This is a genomic window from Pseudomonas oryzagri (assembly GCF_020831405.1).
Lineage (GTDB): Bacteria > Pseudomonadota > Gammaproteobacteria > Pseudomonadales > Pseudomonadaceae > Geopseudomonas > Geopseudomonas oryzagri.
This window is the reverse complement of record NZ_JAJHPU010000019.1, coordinates 57,563-78,249: the sequence shown is the minus strand read 5'-3', so window position 1 is coordinate 78,249 and position 20,687 is coordinate 57,563. Positions and strand designations below refer to the sequence as shown.

Genomic DNA, 20,687 nt, shown 5'->3' with positions numbered 1-20,687 from the left:
GGTTATGGAGCACGATGAAAAGACACGCGGTAACGCCGCGGACAGGCGGGCGGATGCCTGTGCCGCGCTTTGTCTGATCGCCATAGTGGTGACGACGACACTCATCTGGGTGAGCCACCGATAGGAAGTAGGCTCAACCGACGCCGCTCAGGCTCAGCACCAGGCGCACCACGGCGATCAACACCAGCACGAACAGGCCGGTGAATAGAAGGCCGAGGATGATGAAGTGACTGGGCTTGCCGCGGCTGAAGTCGCGGGTTCGGTTCTTGTTGCTCTGCACGCCGAAGGCGGCAGCCAGCACGCTCTGCAGCATCTCGCGCAGGGTCAGGGGCTGGTCGCCCGGCTCTTCGCTGGGTTTGCGCTCGTCGTTCATGGCCGGCTCCGCTGCGGTTCCTTCGCCAAGCTTTGTCGGCCTCCGGCTCCGGCGCAAGTCACAACTCGATGCGCGCCCAGTCGCGACGCTGCCACATCAGCGCGAACAGCAGCGAGGCGAAGCCGCGCTGCAGCATGTACAGCGCCCAGATCGCCAGCAGGCCGCAGCCCAGCACCGGGCCGAGCAGATAGGCCAGCGGCAGGAACAGCAGCCACTGGTTGCCCAGACTCACCGCCATCACCGTGCGGGCGGCGCCGGCGCCGAGCAGCGCCTGGGTCAGCACCAGCGAGGCGGCGTCCAGCACCATGCCCAGGCCGGTGAGGCGCAGGGGCCAGGTGCCCAGCTCGATCAGCGCCGGATCGTTGACGAACAAACCGAGGATCGCCTGCGGGAACAGCCAGAACGGGATGCCCAGCAGCGCCAGGCCGACGGCGGCGATGCGCACCACTTCCCAGCCCCAGCGGTGCGCGGCGTCGACATCGCCCTTGCCGAGGCTGTGGCTGACCAGGGTGGTGGCCGCCATGCCCAGACCGATGGCCGGCAGGATCAACAGCAGAGTCAGGTTGATCAGCACGTGGGCCACCGCCAGTTCGGCACTGCCGAGCTGGGCGATGATCCAGAACAGCAGGGTGATGCCGGTGGCGAACAGGAACTGCTGCAGCGAGTTGGGCAGCGCCAGGCGCAGCAGCACGCGGAACTCGATGGCCCGCGGCCGGCCGCGCAGGAAGCCGCCGTGACGCGCCACCCGCCAGGTCTGCGCCAGGTAGACCAGCGAGCCGAGGTACAGGGCGATGCAGGTGCCCAGGCCAGAGCCTTCCGCGCCCATGCGCGGGAGGCCGAGCAGGCCGTGGATCAGGCAGTAGCTCAGTGCGGCGTTGAAAAGGTGCATGCCGAGCAGGATGCGCAGGTACATGCCGGAGCGGTGGCTGCCGTTCCAGAAACCGCGGAACGAGAAGTTCAGGCCGACCGCGGCGACCGCCAGCACCCGCCACTGGAAATAATCGCGGGCGATGCCGGCCACCTCCGGGTCTTGGGTGAGCAGGCCGATGATCGGCGTTGCGGCCAGCCAGCAGAGGAGGCCCAGTGGCAGGCCGACCAGCAGCGCCAGCGCCAGGCCGGCATTGAGCGGCGTGGCTTCCTGGCCCGGGCGGCCCTCGCCGCGGCGCCGCGCCACCAGCGCCTGCACCGCCGACCCGAGGCCCATGATCAGCGATACCGCGACGAAGTTGGCGTAGCTGCCGAGGCCCACGCCGGCCAGCGCCTTTTCTCCCAGGTGGCCGACCATGGCCGCATCGACCAGGTTGATCAGGCTCTGGCTGAGCATGCCGCCAATGATCGGCAGGCCGAGGAAGAGGACCTGAGACAGGCGCTGGCGATCAGGCATGAACGAGTCGATCCGGAACGAGGACGCCGGCAGTGTAACGCAGAAAACCGGGCAGTCAGGCCGAAGCGGCACTACCGTTGTACAATCCGCGGCCCTCGCCGGGCCCGACCGGTCCGGCTGCCTCCCCCCACACCGCTGCGCCACGAACGCGCGGTGCCACTCCGGTCAGAAGGTGATCGATGAGCCACGAAATACCGCCGCAGGGCGAGCTGCACCGCAGTCTGAAAAACCGCCATATCCAGCTGATCGCCCTCGGCGGCGCCATTGGCACCGGCCTGTTCCTGGGCTCGGCCGGGGTGCTGCAGAAGGCCGGGCCGTCGATGATCCTCGGCTACGCCATCGCCGGCTTCATCGCCTTCCTGATCATGCGCCAGCTCGGCGAGATGATCGTCGAGGAGCCGGTGGCCGGCTCGTTCAGCCATTTCGCCCACAACTACTGGAGCAGCTTCGCCGGCTTCCTGTCCGGCTGGAACTACTGGGTGCTGTACATCCTGGTCGGCATGTCCGAGCTGACCGCGGTGGGCAAGTACATCCAGTTCTGGTGGCCGGAGATACCCACCTGGGCCTCGGCGGCGGTGTTCTTCGTGCTGATCAACGCCATCAACCTGACCAACGTGAAGATGTTCGGCGAAGCCGAGTTCTGGTTCGCCATCGTCAAGGTGCTGGCCATCGTCGGCATGATCGTCATCGGCATCTACCTGCTGGCCACCGACAGCGGCGGCGAGCAGGCGGCGGTGAGCAACCTGTGGGCCCACGGCGGTTTCTTCCCCAACGGCTTCGAGGGGCTGGTGATGTCGCTGGCCTTCATCATGTTCGCCTTCGGCGGCCTGGAGCTGGTCGGCATCACCGCCGCCGAGGCGGCCGAGCCGAAGAAGGTGATTCCCAAGGCGATCAACCAGGTGGTCTACCGCATCCTGATCTTCTACGTCGGCGCGCTGGCCGTGCTGCTCAGCCTGTACCCCTGGGACGCGCTGCTGGAGAGCATCAACAGCGCCGGCGATCCCTACAGCGGCAGCCCGTTCGTGAAGATCTTCGCGCTGATCGGCAGCGACGCCGCGGCGCACGTGCTCAACTTCGTGGTCCTGACCGCCGCGCTGTCGGTCTACAACAGCGGCGTCTACTGCAACAGCCGGATGCTCTACGGCCTGGCCGAGCAGGGCGATGCGCCGCGTCTGTTCATGCGCCTGAATCGCCGCGGCGTGCCGGTGCTGGCCATCGGCCTGTCGGCGCTGATCACCCTGCTGTGCGTGCTGGTCAACTACCTGCTGCCGACCGGGGCGCTGGAGCTGTTGATGTCGCTGACGGTGGCGGCGCTGGTGATCAACTGGGCGATGATCAGCCTGACCCATCTGCGGTTCCGCGCCGCCAAGCGGCGCGAGGGCGTGCAGCCGGCGTTCCGGGCGCTGTGGCACCCGCTGGGCAACTACCTGTGCGTGGCCTTCATGGGCCTGATCCTGGTGGTGATGTGGCAGATCGAGGGCATTCGCCTGTCGGTGTACGCGATCCCGGTATGGCTGGTGCTGATCGGCCTGTGCTACCGCTGCAAGCTGGCGCTGGGCCGTACGCCGAGTCTTGCCTGAAGCACGGCCGGAACGGGAAGCCTTGCCGGTCGGAGCACGCTGATAGCGGGCACCTGGCAAACGGGATATCGGGCAGACGGCGGATCGCATCGCCCCGGCGCGCCATGGCGCCGGGGTGAGCGCGAGGGCAGAGCCTTCGCGGTGAGGGGCGTCGCCGCCCATGGTTTTTCCAGAAGGATGCGCCGGATGAACGTCCTGCTGTCCCGTGCCGGCCTGGCGCTGATCTGGGCCTCGCTCACCCTGGTGGCCCTGTGGGCGCGGCCGCTGACGCCCATCGACGAGACCCGCTATGCCGGGGTGGCCTGGGAAATGTGGCTGCGCGGCGACTGGCTGGTGCCCTTCATCAATGGCGCGCCCTACAGCCACAAGCCACCGCTGCTGTTCTGGCTGATCAACCTCGGCTGGGGGCTGTTCGGCGTGCACGACTGGGTGCCGCGGCTGGTGACGGCCCTGGTGACCCTCGCCGACGCTGTGCTGGTCGGCGCGCTGGCGCGCCGCCTGTGGCCGGACGAGCCGCGCACGGCGCAGTGGGCCCCCTGGGCGTTCTATGGCTGCATGTCGGTCGTGCTGTTCGGCACGACCCTGATGTTCGACCTGCTGATGACCTTCACCGTGCTGCTCGGCCTGTTCGGCCTGCTCGGCGCCTGGCGTCGCGACGGCGTGGGCAACTGGCTGCTGTACGGCCTGGGCATCGGGCTTGGCCTGCTCGGCAAGGGCCCGGCGATCCTGATCTACCTGCTGCCGGCGGCGCTGCTCGCGCCCTGGTGGATGGGTGAGCGCTATCGCGGCGGCTGGAGGCGCTGGTACCGGCAGGTCGGCCTGGCCCTGCTGGGCGGCTTCGGCCTCGCCCTGTGCTGGGCGATTCCCGCCGCGATCCATGGCGGCGCCGAGTATCGAGGGATGATCCTTTGGGGGCAGACCGCCGGTCGCGTGGTCAAGTCGTTCGCCCATGCGCATCCGCTGTGGTGGTATCTGCCGGTCGTGCCGCTGATCCTGTTGCCGTGGAGCCTGTGGCTGCCGGCGTGGCGTGCCGTGCCGGCGCTGCGCGACGAGTTCGGTGCGCCGGGCCGCTTCTGCCTGAGCTGGTTCCTGGCCGGCCTGCTGGCCTTTTCGCTGATCAGCGGCAAGCAGGTGCACTACCTGCTGCCGCTGCTGCCAGCGCTGACCCTGCTGGTGGCCCGGCTGCTGACGCTGCGGCCGGCGGCCGGGCCGGCCGACCGGCTCGCCGTCGCCCTGGTGCTCAGCCCCTTCGTCCTGCTCGGCGGCGTGGTGCTGGTCGCCGCCTTGTGGCCGCCGCGGAGCAGCTGGCCGCAGTGGATCGGCGCGCTGTCGCCGCTGGCCGGGCTCGCGCTGATCGCCCTGGCGCTGGCCTGGGGCCTGCTGCTGCGCCGCGGCGATGCGGGGCGCTGGCTCGCCGTATTGCCGGCGGCATTTTCGGCGCTGCTCTATGTGGGGGTGTTCCGCGTCATCGTGCCTTTCTATCAGCTGGAGCAGGTGAGCGACGCGATGTGGGCGCAGCAGGCGCAGGGGCATCGGGTGGCGGTGACCACGCAGTTCGAGGATCAGTATCCGTTCGCCCGGCACATGAGCCGTCCGCTCGAACTGGTGGCCGATGACCGGCTGCAGGCCTGGGCCCGGGCCAATCCGCGGGCGGTGCTGGTGGCGCGGCACAAGAGGTTGAGCGAGGAGCAGCGGGCCGCGGCGCTGGTCGTCGAGCCTTTTCGCCGCGGCTACGCCGTGCTCTGGCAGGCCGCGACTCTGGCGGCGCATCCCGATTACCTGGACGAGCTGGCCTCCGGCCTGCCCGTGGCGGCTGGCGATGAATAGGCGGCGGTAGGAAGGGCGGGGCGGGGGTGGCCCGTCCGGTCACTCGTGGCGGGCGATCTGGTCGGTGCGCGCGGCCATGATGAAGTCGTTGCGGTGCAGGCCGCGGATCTTGTGGGTCCACCAGGTCACCGTCACCTTGCCCCATTCGGTGAGCAGCGCCGGGTGGTGGCCCTCCATCTCGGCGATGGCGGCCACCGCATTGGTGAAGTTCAGGGCGCGCTGGAAGTCGGGGAAGGTGAACACCTTCTCCAGTTGCATCACGCCGTCGCGCACCTCGACGCTCCAGGCCGGGATCTCGTGGATCAACTCGGCCAGTTCGGTCTCCGAGACCTGCGGCGCGTCGGCGCGGCAGGCTTCGCAATGGGCATGGGAGAGAGTGCTCATGGGGGTCTCCTCGCGGCCTGCTCCGTTATTCGAGCAGTATAGTCAGCCGTGCGGTGCGCTCCCGGGCTGTCCGTCGCCCGCCGCGGGCTCCATCGGCGGCAGGAAGTCGCGGTCCGGGTCGTAGTCGGGTTTGAGCCAGGGCGACAGTTCCTGCAGGTCGTCCGGACTGAGGATGCCGGCCGCCTGCTTGAGGCGCAGCTGCTCGAGGATGTAGCCGTAGCGCGCCTCGTTGTACAGGCGCACCGCGCTGTACAGCTGGCGCTGGGCGTCCAGCACGTCGACGATGTTGCGCGTGCCCACCTCGTAGCCGAGCTGGGTCGCTTCCAGCGCACTGTTGCTGGAGACGATCGCCTGCTTGCGCGCCTCCACCTGGGAGACCGCGCTGTTCACCGCGCGGTGCGAGTCGCGGGTGTTCTGCACCACCTGGCGGCGCAGGCTCTCGCGCTGCTGCTCGCTCTGGCCGAGGCGCTGGTAGGCCTCGCGCACCTGCGAACTGGTCAGCCCGCCGCTGTAGAGGGGGATGTTCAGTTCCAGGCCGATGCTCTGCTGCTCGATGCCGCTGATGGTGGGGCCGATGCGCCCGGACAGCGCGGTATTGCTGTAGCCCAGGCGGTCGTTGTCGCCCTCCTGGTACTGCGCCACCAGGTCGAGGGTTGGCGCGTGGCCGGCCTTGCGCTGGCGCAGGGTCTGCTCGGCGCCGGTCACCGCGTACTGGCTGGCCTGCAGGAGGATGTTGCGCTGCATGGCGGTGTCGACCCAGGAATCCGGCTCGTTGGGCGCCGGCGGGTTGACCGGCAGCTCGTGGCGGATGCCCTCGACGAAGCGGTACTGGTGGTCGGTGAGGGTGGTCAGCGCCTGGAAGGCGTCCTCAACGCGGCGCTCGGCGATCAGCCGGTTGGCGCGCGCGGTGTCGCGGCCGGCCTGGGTCTCGAGCACCTCGGTGCGGTCCGACAGGCCGACCTCGAAGCGCGCGCTGGCCTGCTCGAACTGGCGCTGGAAGGCCGCTTCCTCGGCCTTGGTGGCCGCCAGGGTGTCCTGGGCGCGCAGCACGCCGAAGTAGGCGTCGGCGCTCTGCAGGATCAGGTCCTGCTCGACCGCCGACAGCTCCAGCGCCGCCTGCTCGCTGGTCGCCTTGGCCGCCTTGAGCTGGAACCAGCGGTCGGCGCGCACCAGCGCCTGGCTCAGGCTGGCCTGATACAGCGGGCCGCTGCGCGAGAAGCTGGTCGACGGCTGGTCCAGCTCGGTGCGGATGTCGCGCAGGCTGGCGCCGCCATTGAGCTGCGGCAGCAAACCGGAGCGCGCCTGCGGCACCACCTCCTTGCGCGCCAGATAGTCGGCGCGCGCGGCGGCCAGGTCGGCATTGTTGCGCATGGCCTCCAGGTACACGCCGAACAGGTCGACGCGGGTCGATGGCGCCGGCTCCTCGGCGTGCAGGAAACCGTGGCTGCCGCCCAGGGCGATGGCCAGCGCCAGCAGGCGCGCGAGGCCGGGGGTCCTTTTCAAGATAATGCTTCCTTTTGTTCCTGATTTGCGGATTATCCATTACTGCAGCGACTTGCGCAGGCGGCCGAGGGCGGCGGCGAAGAAGGCCGCGCCGATCGCCGCCACGGCCAGAAACTGCGGCCAGACGATATCCAGGCCGGCGCTGCGGAACAGGATGGCCTGGGACAACTGGACGAAATGGGTGGTGGGCGCGACCAGCATCACCTGCTGGACCAGCTCGGGCATGCTCTCGCGCGGGGTGACGCCGCCGGAGAGGATGTGCAGCGGGATCATCACCAGGATGGTCAGCAGGCCCAGCTGCGGCATCGAGCGCGCCACCGTGCCGAAGAAGATGCCCATCGAGGTGGTGGCGAACAGGTGCAGGGCGCAAGCGCCGATGAACAGCGCCAGCGAGCCCTGCAGCGGGATGTCCAGCCAGCCGCGCACCACCACGGCCAGCGAGAAGGATGCCGCGGCCAGCACCACCAGGCCCATCGCCCAGACCTTGCCGAGCATGATCTCGATGGGGGTGACCGGCATCACCAGCAGGTGCTCGATGGTGCCGTGCTCGCGCTCGCGGATCAGCGCCGCGCCGGTGAGGATCATCGCCAGCATGGTGATCTGGTTGACCACCTCGTTGACCGCGCCGAACCAGGCGCGGGTCAGGTTGGGGTTGAAGGCCGTGCGCACCACCGTCTCCACCGGCAGGGCCGCGACGCTGCGGTAGCGCTGGGCGAACTCGGCGACCTCGCTGGCGATGATCTGCTGGATGTGACCGGCGCCGGTGAACGCCTGGCTGACCTGGGTGGCGTCGACGTTGAGCTGGATGGCCGGACGGCGCCCGGCGAGCAGGTCTTCCTGGAAGCCCGGCGGGATGTTCAGGGTGAAGGTGTAGCGGCCGTCGTCCATGCCGCTGTCCATCTGCGCGTGGTCGATGTACACCGGCGGCACGAAGTAGGGCAGCTGGAAGGCGTTGAGCAGGCGCTGCGAGACCGGCGAGCGGTCCTCGTCGACCACGGCGATGGTGGCGCGGTGCGGCGCCTCGGGGATGGCGGTGGCGCTGGAGTAGATCGCCAAGGTGAAGGAGTAGACGATCAGCACCACCAGCGCCGGATCGCGGTACAGGCTGCGCAGTTCCTTGAGGCCGAGCTGGAGGATGTTGCCGAGGGCGCGCATGTCATTTCTCCTGCTTGCGCAGGCCGGCGACGCTGGCCAGGGTCAGCAGGGGGATGGCCACCAGCAGGGGCACGAAGGAGGGCAGCAGATCGCCCGCGCCGAGCGCCTTGGAAAACACCCCGCGGCTGATGGTCAGGAAGTGGCTGGTCGGGTACAGCCCGCCGATGAAGGCGCTGGCGCCCTCCAGCGCCGACACCGGGTGGGTCAGCCCGGAGAACTGGATGGCCGGCAGCAGGGTGGCGATGGCGGTGCCGAAGATTGCCGCGATTTGGCTGCTCAGGATCGACGACATCAGCAGGCCCAGGCCGGTGGAGCAGGTGACGTAGAGCAGGGCGCCGAGGCTCAGGGTGAGCAGGCTGCCGCTGAGCGGAATGCCCATCAGGAACACCGCGAGCAACACCATGGTGAAGAAGTTGACCATGGCCAGGGCGATGTAGGGCAGCTGCTTGCCGAGCAGGAACTCCAGGCGGGTGGTCGGCGTGACGTAGAAGTTGGTGATCGAGCCCAGCTCCTTCTCGCGCACCACGCCCAGGGCGGTGAGCATCGCCGGGATCATCATCAGCAGGATCGGGATCATCGCCGGCACCATCGCCGGCAGGCTCTGCACGTCCGGGTTGTAGCGGTAGCGGATGGCCACCTCGGCCGGCTGCGCGCTGTCGACCCCCGCCTCGCGGGCCAGCTCCTGCAGGTAGCTGGCGTGCAGGCCCTGCACGTAGCCCTGGATGGTGTCGGCGCGCACCGGCATGGCGCCGTCGATCCAGAAGGCGATCTGCGGGTGGTCGCCACGCTTGAGGTCGCGGCCGAAGCCGGGCGGAATCTCGATGGCCAGGCTGATCTCGCCGCTGCGCAGGCGCCGGTCCAGCTCGGCATGGCTGGTCAGCGGCGCCTTCTCGGTGAAATAGCGCGAGCCGGCGATGTTCAGCAGGTAGCTCTGACTGGTGGTGGTCTGGTCGCGGTCGAGCACGGCGTAGCTCAGGTTCTCCACGTCGAAGCTGACCCCGTAGCCCATGATGAACATCAGCAGCACGGTGCCGAGCATCGCCAGCAGCGCGCGCACCGGGTCGCGGCGCAGCTCCATGGATTCGCGGCGGCTGTAGCTGAGCAGACGGCGCAGGCTGAAGCGGGCGTGTTGCTCTCGGCTGGCGGCGACCCGGGCCGGCGGCGTCGCGGCCGTCGCGCCCGGCTGCTCCTCTCCGGCCTCGGCCAGGGCATCCTCCAGATAGGCGATGAAGGTCGCTTCCAGGGTCGGCAGGCCGCGCTTGTCCATCAGCGCCTGCGGGGTGTCGCTGTCCAGCACCTTGCCTGCGTGCATCAGCGAGATGCGGTCGCAGCGCAGCGCCTCGTTCATGAAGTGGGTGGAGATGAAGATGGTCACCCCTTCCTCGCGCGACAGCTGCACCAGCAGCTCCCAGAAGCCGTCGCGGGCGATGGGATCGACCCCCGAGGTGGGTTCGTCGAGGATGAGGATTTCCGGCTGGTGGATCACCGCCACCGCCAGCGACAGGCGCTGGCGCACGCCCAGGGGCAGGCGGTCGGGCAGGCTGTCCACCTCGTCCTCGAGTTCGAAACGCTCGAGCATCTCGCGGATGCGCATCTCGCGCCGCTGCGCGGGCAGGTGGAACAGCCGGGCGTGCATCTCGAGGTTCTGCAGCACGCTCAGCTCGCTGTACAGCGAGAAGGCCTGCGACATGTAGCCGACCCGCTGGCGGGTCAGCAGGTCGTGCGGATCCACCGGCTTACCGAACAGCAGCGCCTCGCCCGCGCTGGCCGGCAGGAGGCCGGTGAGCATCTTCATGGTGGTGGTCTTGCCGCAGCCGTTGGAGCCGAGGAAGCCGAAGATCTCCCCGCGTTCGATGCGAAAGTTCACCCGGTCGACCGCCACGAAGTCGCCGAATCGCATGGTCAGGCCGTGCGCCTCGATGGCGACCTCCTCGCTGGCGCGGCGCGGCGGGATCTCCAGGGCCTTGTGGTGGCTGCGCTTGGCCTCCGGCAGCAGACGGATAAAGGCCTCTTCCAGATTGCTGCTTGCGGTGCGCGCCAGCAGCTCGTCCGGCGTGCCGGTGGCCAATATGTGCCCGGCATCCATCGCCACCAGATGGTCGAAGCGCTGCGCCTCGTCCATGTAGGCGGTGGCCACCAGCACGCTCATCTGCGGGCGGTCCGCGCGGATGCGCTCGATCAGCTCCCAGAACTGGTTGCGCGACAGCGGGTCGACGCCGGTGGTCGGCTCGTCGAGGATCAAGAGGTCGGGGTCGTGGATCAGCGCGCAGCACAGGCCGAGCTTCTGCTTCATGCCGCCGGAGAGCTTGCCGGCCGGGCGGTCGAGGAAGGGATGCAGGCCGGTGCTGCGGGTCAGCTCGTCGATCCGCCAGCGCCGCTCGGCGCGCGCCTGGCCGAACAGGCGGGCGAAGAACTCGAGGTTCTCCAGAACCGTAAGGGTGGGGTAGAGGTTCCTGCCCAGGCCCTGCGGCATGTAGGCGATACGCGGGCAGACCGCGCGGCGGTGGTGCTGGTCGGCCATGTCGCCGCCGAGCACCTGCACGCTGCCCTGCTGGATCTGCCGGGCGCCGGCGACCAGCGCCAGCAGGCTGGACTTGCCGACGCCGTCCGGACCGATCAGGCCGACCATGCGCCGGGCGGGAACTTCCAGGCCGACGCCATCGAGGGCATGGGTCTTGCCGTAGACGAGGCTGACGTTGTCGAGCCGGGCGACGCTTGCCTCGGTCATTGGCCGGCGTTCGCGTTCAGCTGTAGATGGGCGGGCCACGAGGCGTCAGGGGCGAGCTTGAGGTAGGCCATGCCGGGCAGGCCGGTCTTCACCTGGTCCTGGTACTTGCGCAGCAGTTCGGGGTCGATGCGCGCCTTGACGCGGAACATCATCTTCTCCCGCTCGCTGGCGGTCTCCACCGTCTTGGGGGTGAACTGGGCGACGCTGGCGACGTAGCTGACCTTGGCCGGGATCACGAAATCTGGCGCCGCATCCAGCACCACGCGCACCTCGCTGCCGAGGGCGACCACACCGGCCTGGCGTTCGGGGAGGAAGAAGGTCATGTAGACGTCGGCCAGATCGACCAGGTTGAGCACCTTGCCGCCGGCGCCCAGCACCTCGCCGGGCTGCGCCACGCGGTACTGCACGCGGGCCACGCGGTCGGTCTTCAGCGCGCTGTCGTCGATGTCGGCCTGCAGGCGCGTCACCGTGGCCTTGGCCGCCTCGACGGCGGATTCGGCCTCGATCACCTGCGAGCGCGCCGCCTCGATGGCGGCCTGGTCGGAGAGCACCTGGGCACGCGCCGCGGCCAGCGCGGCCTGGGCGCTCTGCAGCGCGGCGAGGTCGTCGTCGAGTTGCTGGAGGGCCATGGCGCTGCGCTTGACCAGCGCCTCGGTGCGCTGGTGACGCTTCTGCGCGGCGGTCAGCTCGGCCTGGCGCTGCAGCACCACCGCCTCGGCCGTGGCCTTCTCGCTCTCGCGCTGGGCGACCAGGGCGTGGGCGGTGTGGATGGCGTTCTGCGCCTGGCGCACCTGCGCCTCGGCCTGGCTGAGCTGAGCCTGCAGCACCGCGGTGTCCATGCGCGCCAGCACCTGGCCGGGCTGCACGAAGGCGCCCTCGTCGACCTCGATGGCGGCGATGCGTCCGGCCAGCTTGGTCGCCACGTCGATCTCGGTGGCCTCGATGCGCCCGTTGCCGCTGACGAAGCCCTCGCCCAGGCCCTTGGGCTGCAGTCCCTGCCAGACCAGCCAGCCGCCTGCTGCGAGTGCGGCGAGGAGGAGGCCGCGGCCGATCCATTTGCGTTGCTTCATCTCGTGCTTCCGTTTGCGAGGGCGCCGCCTTCTATCTACCAGAGCCGCCGTGGCTTGCCCATCGCTCAAGCAGACTATCCGCCGCGTCTCGGCGTGGCTGTCGCGTCGTTGGCGGCGGCCCTATCAGTGCCGGCGCCGCCACAGTTGCCAGCCCAGGCGCAGGTCGTCGTACACCGGCACCAGCGCCAGGGTCATCAGCAGCGCCGCCAGCGGCACGGTGGAGAAAAAGCCGAAGTGCTGGAAGCCGAAGGCGCCGCTAACCCCGCCGGCGAAGAAGCAGCCGACCAGCAGGGCGTTGATACGCAGGCGCTCGCGATTGGCGCGCACCGGCAGCTGATCCGCGCGCTCGTGGCGGTTGACGTAGAGCGCCTTGCCCAGCTCGATGCCGATGTCGGTGATCATCCCGGTGACATGGGTGGTGCGGATCTCCGCGTTGGAGAGCTTGGTGATGATGGCGTTCTGCAAACCCATGATGAAGCACAGCAGCATCACGGTGAGCGGCACGAAGAAGCCGGGAATCTCCATCAGCCGCGCGCCCAGCACGCCGAAACAGAGCAGCAGGCCGGCCTCCAGCAGCAGCGGCAGGGCGAACTGGCCATGCAGGCGGCGCCGGCGCGAGAAGTTGATCAGCAGGGTGGAGGTGATGGCGCCGGAGACGAAGGACAGCAGCCCGCCGATGCCGCCGAGGGCCAGTTCGCTCTGGCCCAGCACCAGATGGTCGGCCACCGAGGAGAGGATGCCGGTCATGTGCGAGGTGTACTGCTGCACGGCGAGAAAACCGCCGGCGTTCGCCGCACCGGCGATGAACGCCAGGCACAGGCCGAGCTGGCGGTTGCTCTGCCGGGAGCGGCGACGGTCGGTGAGGCGACGGGCGTACTTGATCGGCATGGCTCCGGGGATTCCCTCCGTCCGGGCTGCGAGATAGACGGGCGGATTATACGGCCGAGCCGCGGCAGGGGGCGAATCACCAGGAGGTGAGGTCCCCGCTTATCGAGCGATAAATTTTTGTTTCGTAAATTAACATAATCAATTTGAGAGTATCAGTCGCCCCGACTTCCGCGTACGCGCCGGTAATCAAGGGGAAGGGGCGACAGACGCTGGTGCTCCCCCGGCAGACAGGGTGTCGCTGGCGAACCGCAGGTTACGAACTAGATTCTGGAGAGTTGCCTGATGGCGTACCCACGGAGGAGATCCTCATGGCCGTATTCAAGCTTGCTTGCCCGCCGTCGCTGTTCGACAGCTTCATCCTCGACTACGAGATGATCGATCTGGCCACTACCGACTTCACCAACGTGGGGGCCGTGGTGGCGATGGCGGACGAAGCGCGCGACGTGCTGGTGCGCATCGGCCACACCGGCTTTCCGATCCCGCTGTTCGTCGCCCTGCGGCCGGGCGAGGCGGTGCCGGAGGATATTCTTTCCCGCATCGCCGGCACGCTGCAGGTGGGCAAGGGCGAGCGCCACTTCAACGGCCAGCGCATCGCCCGGGCGGGTGAGAACTACGCGCAGAAGCTCTATCCGCCGTTCTTCCGTGCGCTCAAGGAGTACGTCAAGGTCGGTAACGTGGCCTTCGATTGCCCCGGTCACCAGGGCGGGCAATTCTTCCGCAGCCATCCGCTGGGACGGGCATTCTTCGAGTTCTTCGGCGAGAACGTGTTCCGCGCCGACCTGTGCAATGCCGACGTCAAGCTCGGCGACCTCTTGATCCACGAGGGACCGGCGCGGGATGCGCAGATGAACGCCGCGCGCATCTACAACGCCGACAAGACCTACTTCGTGCTCAACGGCACCTCCACCTCGAACAAGGTGGTGACCAGCGCGCTGCTGGCCAAGGACGACCTGGTGCTGTTCGATCGCAACAACCACAAGTCCATCCACCTCGGCGCCTTGGTCCTCGGCGGCGCCCGGCCGGTGTACCTGGAGACGGCGCGCAACGCCTACGGCTTCATCGGGGGCATCGACTCGCACTGCTTCGACGAGCCGTACATCCGCGCGGCGATCGCCGAGGTCGATCCGGCCCGGGCGCAGCTGGAGCGGCCGTTCCGTCTCGCGGTGATCCAGCTCGGCACCTACGACGGCACCATCTACGACGCCCGCCAGGTGGTGGATCGCATCGGCCACCTGTGCGACTACATCCTGTTCGACTCGGCCTGGGTCGGCTACGAGCAGTTCATCCCGATGATGCACGACAGCTCGCCGCTGCTGCTCGAGCTGGGGCCGAACGATCCGGGGCTGTTCGTCACCCAGTCGGTGCACAAGCAGCAGGCGGGCTTCTCGCAGACCTCGCAGATCCACAAGAAGGACCGCCATATCAAGGGCCAGCAGCGCTATTGCACCCATAAGCGGTTCAACAACGCCTACATGATGCATGCCTCCACCAGCCCGTTCTATCCGCTGTTCGCCGCGCTGGATGTCAACGCGCAGATGCACGATGGATTGCCGGGGCGCAACCTGTGGCGCGAGTGCATCAAGAACGGCGTGGAGGCGCGCAAGCTGATGCTGCGCACCTGCAAGTACATCAGGCCGTTCATTCCGGCGATGGTCGACGGCCACGCGTGGGCCGAGCACGAGACCGAGATGATCATCGACGACCTGCGCTTCTTCAAATTCAGGCCGGAGGACAGCTGGCACCACTTCGCCGACTACGCCAGGGACCAGTACTACATCGACCCGTGCAAGATGCTGCTGACCACCCCCGGCATCAACCCGGACAACGGCGACTACGCCAGCTTCGGCGTGCCGGCCGCGGTACTCGCCCACTACCTGCGCAGCAACGGCATCGTGCCGGAGAAGGCCGACCTGAACTCGATCCTGTTCCTGCTCACCCCTTCGGATCATTTCGCCAAGCTGCAGCACCTGGTTTCCCATCTCGCCCAGTTCGAGCGCCACCTGGACCACGACAGTCCGCTGGCCGAGGTGCTGCCGGCGATCCATGCCGCCCACGACAAGTACGCCGGCTACACGCTGCGGCGGCTGTGCCAGGAGATGCACGACTTCTACAAGCACCACGGCATGAACCGGCTGCAGAAGCAGATGTTCCGCAAGGAGCACTTCCCGGTGCAGGCCATGACGCCCTGGGAGGCCAACCAGCATCTGGTGCGCAACAACGTGGAGCTGGTGCCGCTGGCCGAGATCGACGGGCGCGTCGCCGCCGAGGGCGCCTTGCCCTATCCGCCGGGCGTACTCTGCGTGGTGCCCGGCGAGGTATGGGGCGGCGCGGCGCTCAAGTACTTCCTGGCCCTGGAGGAGGGGATCAACCAGCTGCCCGGCTTCGAGCCGGAAATCCAGGGTGTCTACCTGCGGCGCGAGGACGACGGCAGCAAGCGCGCCTACGGCTACGTGATCAAGGTGTAGCGAGGCGCTTTGCGGCGGCTGGAGCTAGCCGCGCAGGATCAGTCGCCGCTCGCTGCGCAGTGGCCCGCACAGCTCGGTTGCGGCGTAGGTGACGTAGTGCAGTTCGTTCACGCGCAGTGGCAAGGGTTCGTCCTCGCCGAATTCGATCAGGCGCCGCTGCAGCTCGGCGCGCGCTACCGCGCGGGCGTACAGGCCGACGGTGAGATGGGCGTGGTAGGGCGCCTGGCGCACTTCCGCGCCATGCGCAGCCAGCGCCTGGCGCAGCGCGGGCAAGCGGCCATGGGGATCGCCGACTTCGAGGAAGGGCGCGCTGGCAAAGCTGGCCAGCCCGCCGATCTGCAGCTCGAAGGGGCCCCCTGCGAGGGCGCGCAGGGTGGTGCACTGGGCAGCGAGGCGTTGCGCGGGGAAGTCGTCGTCGAAGCGCCGCGATTCGCCGGGGAAACCGCAGACGAACAGGGTGATGTGCGCCTGGCGCCGGTAGTCGTCGTGCAGCCAGGCGCCGAGGTGCGTCCGGGCGCGCTCGAGGCGCGCTTGGATGCGCGGGCAGTCCACCGTCAGGGCCCACACCGCGTAGCGCAGGCGGCCGCGATGCCATTCCGGGTAGTCGCGCCATTCGCAGGGAACGCTATGCGACTCCGGGAAGGGCATGGCGGGCCTCAGGCCAGCGGCGCCAGCAGGGCGTCGAGATCCGCCTCGCTCAACGTCCAGTCGCCCTGGCCGCCGCCCTCCAGCACGCTGCGCGCCAGATTCGCCTTGCTTTCCTGCAGCTGCTGGATCTTCTCCTCGACGCTGCCGCGGGCGATCAGGCGGTAGACGAACACCGGCTTGTCCTGGCCGATGCGATAGGCGCGGTCGCTGGCCTGGGCCTCGGCGGCCGGGTTCCACCAGGGGTCGAAGTGGATCACGGTGTCGGCGGCGGTCAGGTTGAGGCCGGCGCCGCCGGCCTTGAGGCTGATCAGGAACACCGGCACCTTGCCGCCCTGGAAAGCCTCGACCGGCGCACGGCGGTCCTGAGTGGCGCCGGTGAGCTTGGCGTAGGCGATCTTGCGCGCCTTCAGCTCGGCCTCGATCAGGCCGAGCATGCTGGTGAACTGGGAGAACAGCAGCACGCGACGGCCTTCGCTGATCAGCTCCTCGAGCATCTCCAGCAACGCGCTGAGCTTGCCGGAGTCGGCGCTGGTCAGGTCGGCGCCTTCTTCACCGAGCAGGCGCAGGTCGCAGCAGGCCTGGCGCAGGCGCAGCAACGCCTCGAGGATCACCAGCTGGCTGCGGCCCATCCCCAGACGCTGGATCTCGGCGCGCACCTTCTTGTCCATGGCCAGGCGCAACGTCTCGTAGCGGTCGCGCTGGGTATCGCTCAGTTCGATGCGCTGGGTGATCTCGGTCTTCGGCGGCAGCTCGCGGGCCACCTGTTCCTTGGTGCGGCGCAGCAGGAATGGCTTGACCCGCGCCACCAGGTGGGCGAGTCGCTGGGCATCGCCGTGCTTCTCGATCGGGGTGCGGTAGACGCGGGTGAACGTCTTGCTGTCGCCCAGCCAGCCGGGCATCAGGAAGTCGAACAGCGACCACAGCTCGCCCAGGTGGTTTTCCAGCGGCGTGCCGGTCAGGCACAGGCGCTGCCCGGCGTCGAGCTGGCCGGCGGCCTGGGCGGCGCGGCTGCGCGGGTTCTTGATGTTCTGCGCCTCGTCGAGGATCACCAGGTGCCAGTGGCGGCCGTGGAACTGCTTGAGGTCGCGCGGCAGCAGGGCGTAGGTGGTCAGCACCAGGTCGTGGGCGTCGATCTGCTCGAACAGCCCCTTGCGCTTGGCGCCGTGCAGGGCCAGCACGCGCAGGTCGGGGGCGAAGCGCGCCGCCTCGTCCTGCCAGTTGGGAATCAGGCTGGTGGGCATGACGATCAGCGCCGGGCGAGTCAGGCGCCCGGCCTGCTTCTCGGCGAGGATGTGCGCCAGGGTCTGCAGCGTCTTGCCCAGGCCCATGTCGTCGGCGAGGATGCCGCCGACCTGCAGCTCGCGCAGCGCCTGCAGCCAGGCCAGGCTCTGCTGCTGATAGTCGCGCAGTTCGGCGCGCAGACCGGCCGGGGCGGCCACCGGCTGCTGCGGCAGTTCCTGCAGGCGACGGGCGAACTCGCGCAGGCGCTCGCCGCCCAGCCAGTGCAGGGCGGGCAGGGCGTCCAGGGCGACCAGCCGCGCGGCATCGGCGCGGCCCAGGCGCAGGCGCTCGCCGGCGCCGGCCAACTCGCTCTCGTCCTCGCGAAAGTACAGCTCGCCGAGGCTGGCCAGCAGCGGCTTGAGGCGGCCGAACGGCAGCGCGACGCGGCGGCCGCCGTGGCTGCGCGGCAGCGGCACCAGCAGTTCCTCGTCGTCGCCGCGCTGGGCCAGCGCGGCCCCGGTCAGCAGCCAGGGCGAGTGGCGGATGGCATGCAGGAGGATCGGCAGCAGGCTGACCCGCTCGCCATCCACTTCGATGCCCATCTCCAGGTCGAACCAGTCGCCTTCCTCGGACTCGCTGATGCCGACGTGCCACTCGCCGAGGCTCGCTAGGTTGAACTGGAAGTCCGGCTGCATGCGGATCTGCCAACCCTGTTCGCGCAGCTTCGGTAGTTGTTCGCGGACGAAATGCAGCCAGGCGGCGTCGTCGGTCAGCTCGAAGAGTTCGCCGGCGCTTTCCGACAGCGCCTCGCTGCGGCGCAGGGCGATGACGAAGCCGAGTTCGGCCAGGCGCTGGCGCAGCGCTGCCTCGGCCTCGTGATGGCGGGCGATGCGCAGCAGGTGCTGGTCGTCGAGGCGCACCAGCCACTCCTTGGCCGGCACGCGGCCGAAGGTGACGTGGCCGCGGTAGTCGAAGGACAGCGCGGCGCGGTGCTGGGTCTGCTCGATCATCCGGCCCTTGCGCGCGTCGTAGTGCACGCGCATGTGGCTGCCGAGGATCAGCCGGGGCTGCGGCGCCTGGACGGGTAGGTCGATGACCTGCGGCGGCGGCAGCGGGCTGCTGCCGGGCACGTTCACGCCCTGAGCCTGCTGACGTTCGAGGGTGAGCAGGGCGGCGACCACATGCTTGCAGTTGTAGCCGACCGGGCAGCTGCAACGGCCATCGATGTCCCAGTGGCTGCCGCGGTCGATCAGGCGGATACGCTGCCGATAGCGCTGGCGGCCGGAACCGCGGCACTCGGCGAGCAGCACCTGCTCGTCGAGGCTCTCGATCTGGGCGCGGTTGTCGATGAAGTAGTCGCGGCCGCGGCTGTAGTCGCCAGGGCCGATGGCCTGGCGCCAGTCCTGGACGTGCAACGTATGGATGGACAGGGTCATGCAGGTCGATCGCAGCGGAGGCGGGGCGGGCGTGGCAGTCCGCCGGCCGCTTATCCCAGTCGGCGCTCCCAGAGTTGGGCGGCGCGGGCGAAGGCGGCCTCGCGGTCGAGACCGAGGCCGCGCAGGGCCAAGGCCATGGTAGCGAGCACCGCCAGGCGGCCATACGCATCCTCGCTTTCGCCGTGCCAGAAGGCCTGCAATTGGGCCGGATCGAGGCTGGCCGGCTTGACGTGGCGCTGCGCGGACAGCGCGGGCCATTCCTCGTCCCATGCCTGGCCGGCGGTGGCGCCGAACAGCTGGGTATCGACGTCGGGATTGACCTCGATTTCGCCGCCATCGCCCTTGATGACGATGGCGTGGTCGCCGAGCAGCACGCTGGCGTCGCGGTGGATCGCCTGGTAGCCGGGGTGGAAGATGCTCTGCAGCACGCAGCGTGCGCCCAGCGGGTTGAGGATGCGCGCCAGCGAGTGGATCGGCGAGCGCAGGCCGAGGGTGTTGCGCAGGTCGATCATGTGCTGCAGGCGCGGCATCCAGGCGCCCAGCGGAATGAAGGCGATGTGGCGGTCGTCCAGCGCCTTGACCACTTCGTTCCAGCTGGCGCAGCAGGGAATCTCCAGCTTCTCCAGCAACTGTTCGGCGTACAGGCGCCCGGCGGTGTGCGCGCCGCCGCCATGCAGCACGATGCGCACGCCGCTGGCGGCCAGCGCCTTGGCGGCCAGCAGGTACCAGGGCAGGTGGCGCTTCTTGCCGGCGTAGGTCGGCCAGTCGAGGTCGACCACGGTGGGCGGTGCGTTGAGACGCTCGCGCACCGCTTCGGTGAAGCCGGCCAGCTCCTCGGCGCTTTCCTCCTTATGGCGCAGCAGCATCAGGAAGGCGCCGAGCTGGACCTCCTCGACCTTGCCGTCGAGCAGCATGCCCATGGCCTCGCGGGCCTCCTCGCGGGTCAGGCTGCGCGCGCCGCGCTTGCCCTTGCCGAGGATGCGCACGAACTGGGCGAAGGGGTGTTCTGCGGGAGTCACCAGGGTCGGGGTCGTCATATGCAATTGGTCGGTTTGGGCAATCCGGCCAGCTTGGCGGCCAGTTTGGCAGGGGTGCCGTGGAACAGTTGGTTGAGGTGCAGGCTGTTGCCCTTCTCGGGGCCGAGCTGCTGCGCGGTGTAGCGGATCAGCGGGCGGGTGGCCGGCGACAGCTGGAACTCGGCGTAGAAGCGCCGCAGCAGTTCGAGGATCTCCCAGTGCGCCTCGCCCAGCGCGATCTGTTCGCGGGCGGCCAGCGCCTCGGCGACCGCCGGGCTCCAGTCGTCCAGTTCGAGCAGGTAGCCGTCCTTGTCGAGGGCGATCTCCTTGCCCATCACGTTGAGGGTGCTCATAGCCAGCTGTTCACCCGCTCGAAGCGCAAGGTCAATTCGACGAACTCCGCGTAGTCGATGGCCTGCACGAAGTCCGGGGCGGCGATGCCGCGCGCCTCGAGGTCCTCGGCGAGAGCGAACAGCGGGCGGTCGGCCGGCAGCGCGCTCAACACCGCGAAGGGGCGCGAATCGGCTTGCAGGGCGTAGACGGCGTCGCCGGTCAGCAGCAGGCCGTCGCCCGCGCCGAGCAGGCGCAGGCAGCTGGCGCCGCTGAGGTCGACGAACGGCGAGCGGGAAAGCAGGTGCAGGGTGGCCATCAGAGGGTGATCACCAGGTCGTGTTGATCGAGCAGGGCGGCGAGGTGGGCATCCTCCACCGGGGTCGCCGGCAGGCTGAGGTGTTCGGCGCTCAGGCCGCGGCTGTCCAGGTCGGCGCGGGCGACGTACAGCGCCTCGACGCCGAACAGCGGCAGCGCCTGCAGGTTGGCGGTCAGGTCCTTCTGCTGCACGGCGGCCGGCTGCTGGGCGGGCTTGAGCTGGAACACGCCGTCATCGAGAAACAGCAGGCTGATCGGCAGATCGAAGGCGCCGCCGGCCAGGGCGACGTCCAACGCCTCGCGGGCTCCCGGGCCGCTCCACGGCGAACGGCGGCAGATCAGCAGCAGCGATTTGGCCATC

The 20,687-nt window shown here is 68.9% G+C and carries 17 protein-coding genes; 3 read left to right on the top strand and 14 right to left on the bottom strand.

Annotation, left to right across the window (positions count from 1 at the left end):
* Positions 1–133: 133 nt before the first annotated feature.
* Together LMJ29_RS08225 and LMJ29_RS08220 are read right to left on the bottom strand one after the other, a co-directional pair.
* On the bottom strand, positions 134–373 hold the full coding sequence (locus LMJ29_RS08225; protein WP_229605037.1) for a DUF2970 domain-containing protein: 240 nt from the start codon (positions 371–373) through the stop codon (positions 134–136).
* Between the two features lie 58 nt (positions 374–431).
* Positions 432–1,757 carry an MATE family efflux transporter gene (locus LMJ29_RS08220; protein WP_229605036.1) on the bottom strand — a complete coding sequence of 442 codons (1,326 nt, stop codon included), beginning with the start codon at positions 1,755–1,757 and terminating at the stop codon, positions 432–434.
* 179 nt (positions 1,758–1,936) lie between these two features.
* On the opposite strand from LMJ29_RS08220, the gene LMJ29_RS08215 reads away from it, so the two are divergent.
* Entirely contained in the window at positions 1,937–3,337 is a 1,401-nt protein-coding gene (locus LMJ29_RS08215) for an amino acid permease (protein WP_229605035.1), read from the top strand.
* 186 nt (positions 3,338–3,523) lie between these two features.
* Positions 3,524–5,164, top strand: a complete 1,641-nt coding sequence (locus LMJ29_RS08210) for an ArnT family glycosyltransferase (protein ID WP_229605034.1) — start codon at positions 3,524–3,526, stop codon at positions 5,162–5,164.
* Positions 5,165–5,203: 39 nt separating this feature from the next.
* Here LMJ29_RS08210 and LMJ29_RS08205 read toward each other — a convergent pair whose 3' ends face one another.
* The 6 genes from LMJ29_RS08205 to LMJ29_RS08180 all read right to left on the bottom strand — a co-directional run bounded on the left by LMJ29_RS08205 (position 5,204) and on the right by LMJ29_RS08180 (position 12,892).
* The gene (locus LMJ29_RS08205) at positions 5,204–5,548 is read right to left on the bottom strand and encodes a 4a-hydroxytetrahydrobiopterin dehydratase (protein ID WP_229605033.1); all 345 of its coding nucleotides are present in this window, start codon (positions 5,546–5,548) and stop codon (positions 5,204–5,206) included.
* Between the two features lie 42 nt (positions 5,549–5,590).
* On the bottom strand, positions 5,591–7,051 hold the full coding sequence (locus LMJ29_RS08200) for a TolC family outer membrane protein (protein ID WP_229605032.1): 1,461 nt from the start codon (positions 7,049–7,051) through the stop codon (positions 5,591–5,593).
* 39 nt (positions 7,052–7,090) lie between these two features.
* Entirely contained in the window at positions 7,091–8,206 is a 1,116-nt protein-coding gene (locus LMJ29_RS08195) for an ABC transporter permease (protein WP_229605031.1), read from the bottom strand.
* Position 8,207: 1 nt separating this feature from the next.
* Entirely contained in the window at positions 8,208–10,934 is a 2,727-nt protein-coding gene (gene rbbA, locus LMJ29_RS08190) for a ribosome-associated ATPase/putative transporter RbbA (RefSeq protein WP_229605030.1), read from the bottom strand.
* A complete protein-coding gene (locus LMJ29_RS08185; protein WP_229605029.1) occupies positions 10,931–12,004 on the bottom strand; it encodes an HlyD family secretion protein in 1,074 nt (357 codons plus the stop codon). The genes rbbA and LMJ29_RS08185 overlap by 4 nt, the downstream gene beginning before the upstream one ends.
* Before the next feature lie 123 nt (positions 12,005–12,127).
* Positions 12,128–12,892 carry a YoaK family protein gene (locus LMJ29_RS08180; RefSeq protein ID WP_229605028.1) on the bottom strand — a complete coding sequence of 255 codons (765 nt, stop codon included), beginning with the start codon at positions 12,890–12,892 and terminating at the stop codon, positions 12,128–12,130.
* A gap of 308 nt (positions 12,893–13,200) precedes the next feature.
* Between LMJ29_RS08180 and speC the strand changes: the two genes are divergently transcribed.
* Complete coding sequence (gene speC, locus LMJ29_RS08175) at positions 13,201–15,357, top strand: ornithine decarboxylase (RefSeq protein ID WP_229605027.1); 2,157 nt, start codon at positions 13,201–13,203, stop codon at positions 15,355–15,357.
* A gap of 24 nt (positions 15,358–15,381) precedes the next feature.
* Here the strand turns inward: speC and LMJ29_RS08170 are convergent, their stop codons facing one another.
* The 6 genes from LMJ29_RS08170 to tusC are packed head-to-tail and all read right to left on the bottom strand — an operon-like array spanning position 15,382 to position 20,686.
* Positions 15,382–16,005, bottom strand: a complete 624-nt coding sequence (locus LMJ29_RS08170) for a 2'-5' RNA ligase family protein (protein WP_229605026.1) — start codon at positions 16,003–16,005, stop codon at positions 15,382–15,384.
* An 8-nt stretch (positions 16,006–16,013) separates the two neighbouring features.
* On the bottom strand, positions 16,014–18,662 hold the full coding sequence (locus LMJ29_RS08165; protein WP_229605025.1) for a DEAD/DEAH box helicase: 2,649 nt from the start codon (positions 18,660–18,662) through the stop codon (positions 16,014–16,016).
* A 50-nt stretch (positions 18,663–18,712) separates the two neighbouring features.
* Positions 18,713–19,699, bottom strand: coding sequence for a glycosyl transferase family protein (locus tag LMJ29_RS08160; protein WP_229605024.1), 987 nt, complete (start codon positions 19,697–19,699; stop codon positions 18,713–18,715).
* Positions 19,696–20,031 carry a TusE/DsrC/DsvC family sulfur relay protein gene (locus tag LMJ29_RS08155; protein ID WP_229605023.1) on the bottom strand — a complete coding sequence of 112 codons (336 nt, stop codon included), beginning with the start codon at positions 20,029–20,031 and terminating at the stop codon, positions 19,696–19,698. The genes LMJ29_RS08160 and LMJ29_RS08155 overlap by 4 nt, the downstream gene beginning before the upstream one ends.
* Positions 20,028–20,327 carry a sulfurtransferase complex subunit TusB gene (gene tusB / locus LMJ29_RS08150; RefSeq protein ID WP_229605022.1) on the bottom strand — a complete coding sequence of 100 codons (300 nt, stop codon included), beginning with the start codon at positions 20,325–20,327 and terminating at the stop codon, positions 20,028–20,030. The genes LMJ29_RS08155 and tusB overlap by 4 nt, the downstream gene beginning before the upstream one ends.
* Complete coding sequence (tusC, locus tag LMJ29_RS08145; protein WP_229605021.1) at positions 20,327–20,686, bottom strand: sulfurtransferase complex subunit TusC; 360 nt, start codon at positions 20,684–20,686, stop codon at positions 20,327–20,329. Before tusC ends, tusB begins: the two co-directional genes overlap by 1 nt.
* Position 20,687: the final 1 nt, after the last annotated feature.

Excerpts from the sequence above, each read along its gene's own strand:
- LMJ29_RS08225 (WP_229605037.1), bottom strand. The coding sequence starts at position 373 with ATGAACGACGAGCGCAAACCCAGCGAAGAGCCGGGCGACCAGCCCCTG.
- LMJ29_RS08220 (WP_229605036.1), bottom strand. The coding sequence starts at position 1,757 with ATGCCTGATCGCCAGCGCCTGTCTCAGGTCCTCTTCCTCGGCCTGCCG.
- LMJ29_RS08215 (WP_229605035.1), top strand. The coding sequence starts at position 1,937 with ATGAGCCACGAAATACCGCCGCAGGGCGAGCTGCACCGCAGTCTGAAA.
- LMJ29_RS08210 (WP_229605034.1), top strand. The coding sequence starts at position 3,524 with ATGAACGTCCTGCTGTCCCGTGCCGGCCTGGCGCTGATCTGGGCCTCG.
- LMJ29_RS08205 (WP_229605033.1), bottom strand. The coding sequence starts at position 5,548 with ATGAGCACTCTCTCCCATGCCCATTGCGAAGCCTGCCGCGCCGACGCG.
- LMJ29_RS08195 (WP_229605031.1), bottom strand. The coding sequence starts at position 8,206 with ATGCGCGCCCTCGGCAACATCCTCCAGCTCGGCCTCAAGGAACTGCGC.
- rbbA (WP_229605030.1), bottom strand. The coding sequence starts at position 10,934 with ATGACCGAGGCAAGCGTCGCCCGGCTCGACAACGTCAGCCTCGTCTAC.
- LMJ29_RS08185 (WP_229605029.1), bottom strand. The coding sequence starts at position 12,004 with ATGAAGCAACGCAAATGGATCGGCCGCGGCCTCCTCCTCGCCGCACTC.
- LMJ29_RS08180 (WP_229605028.1), bottom strand. The coding sequence starts at position 12,892 with ATGCCGATCAAGTACGCCCGTCGCCTCACCGACCGTCGCCGCTCCCGG.
- speC (WP_229605027.1), top strand. The coding sequence starts at position 13,201 with ATGGCCGTATTCAAGCTTGCTTGCCCGCCGTCGCTGTTCGACAGCTTC.
- LMJ29_RS08170 (WP_229605026.1), bottom strand. The coding sequence starts at position 16,005 with ATGCCCTTCCCGGAGTCGCATAGCGTTCCCTGCGAATGGCGCGACTAC.
- LMJ29_RS08165 (WP_229605025.1), bottom strand. The coding sequence starts at position 18,662 with ATGACCCTGTCCATCCATACGTTGCACGTCCAGGACTGGCGCCAGGCC.
- LMJ29_RS08160 (WP_229605024.1), bottom strand. The coding sequence starts at position 19,699 with ATGACGACCCCGACCCTGGTGACTCCCGCAGAACACCCCTTCGCCCAG.
- LMJ29_RS08155 (WP_229605023.1), bottom strand. The coding sequence starts at position 20,031 with ATGAGCACCCTCAACGTGATGGGCAAGGAGATCGCCCTCGACAAGGAC.
- tusB (WP_229605022.1), bottom strand. The coding sequence starts at position 20,327 with ATGGCCACCCTGCACCTGCTTTCCCGCTCGCCGTTCGTCGACCTCAGC.
- tusC (WP_229605021.1), bottom strand. The coding sequence starts at position 20,686 with ATGGCCAAATCGCTGCTGCTGATCTGCCGCCGTTCGCCGTGGAGCGGC.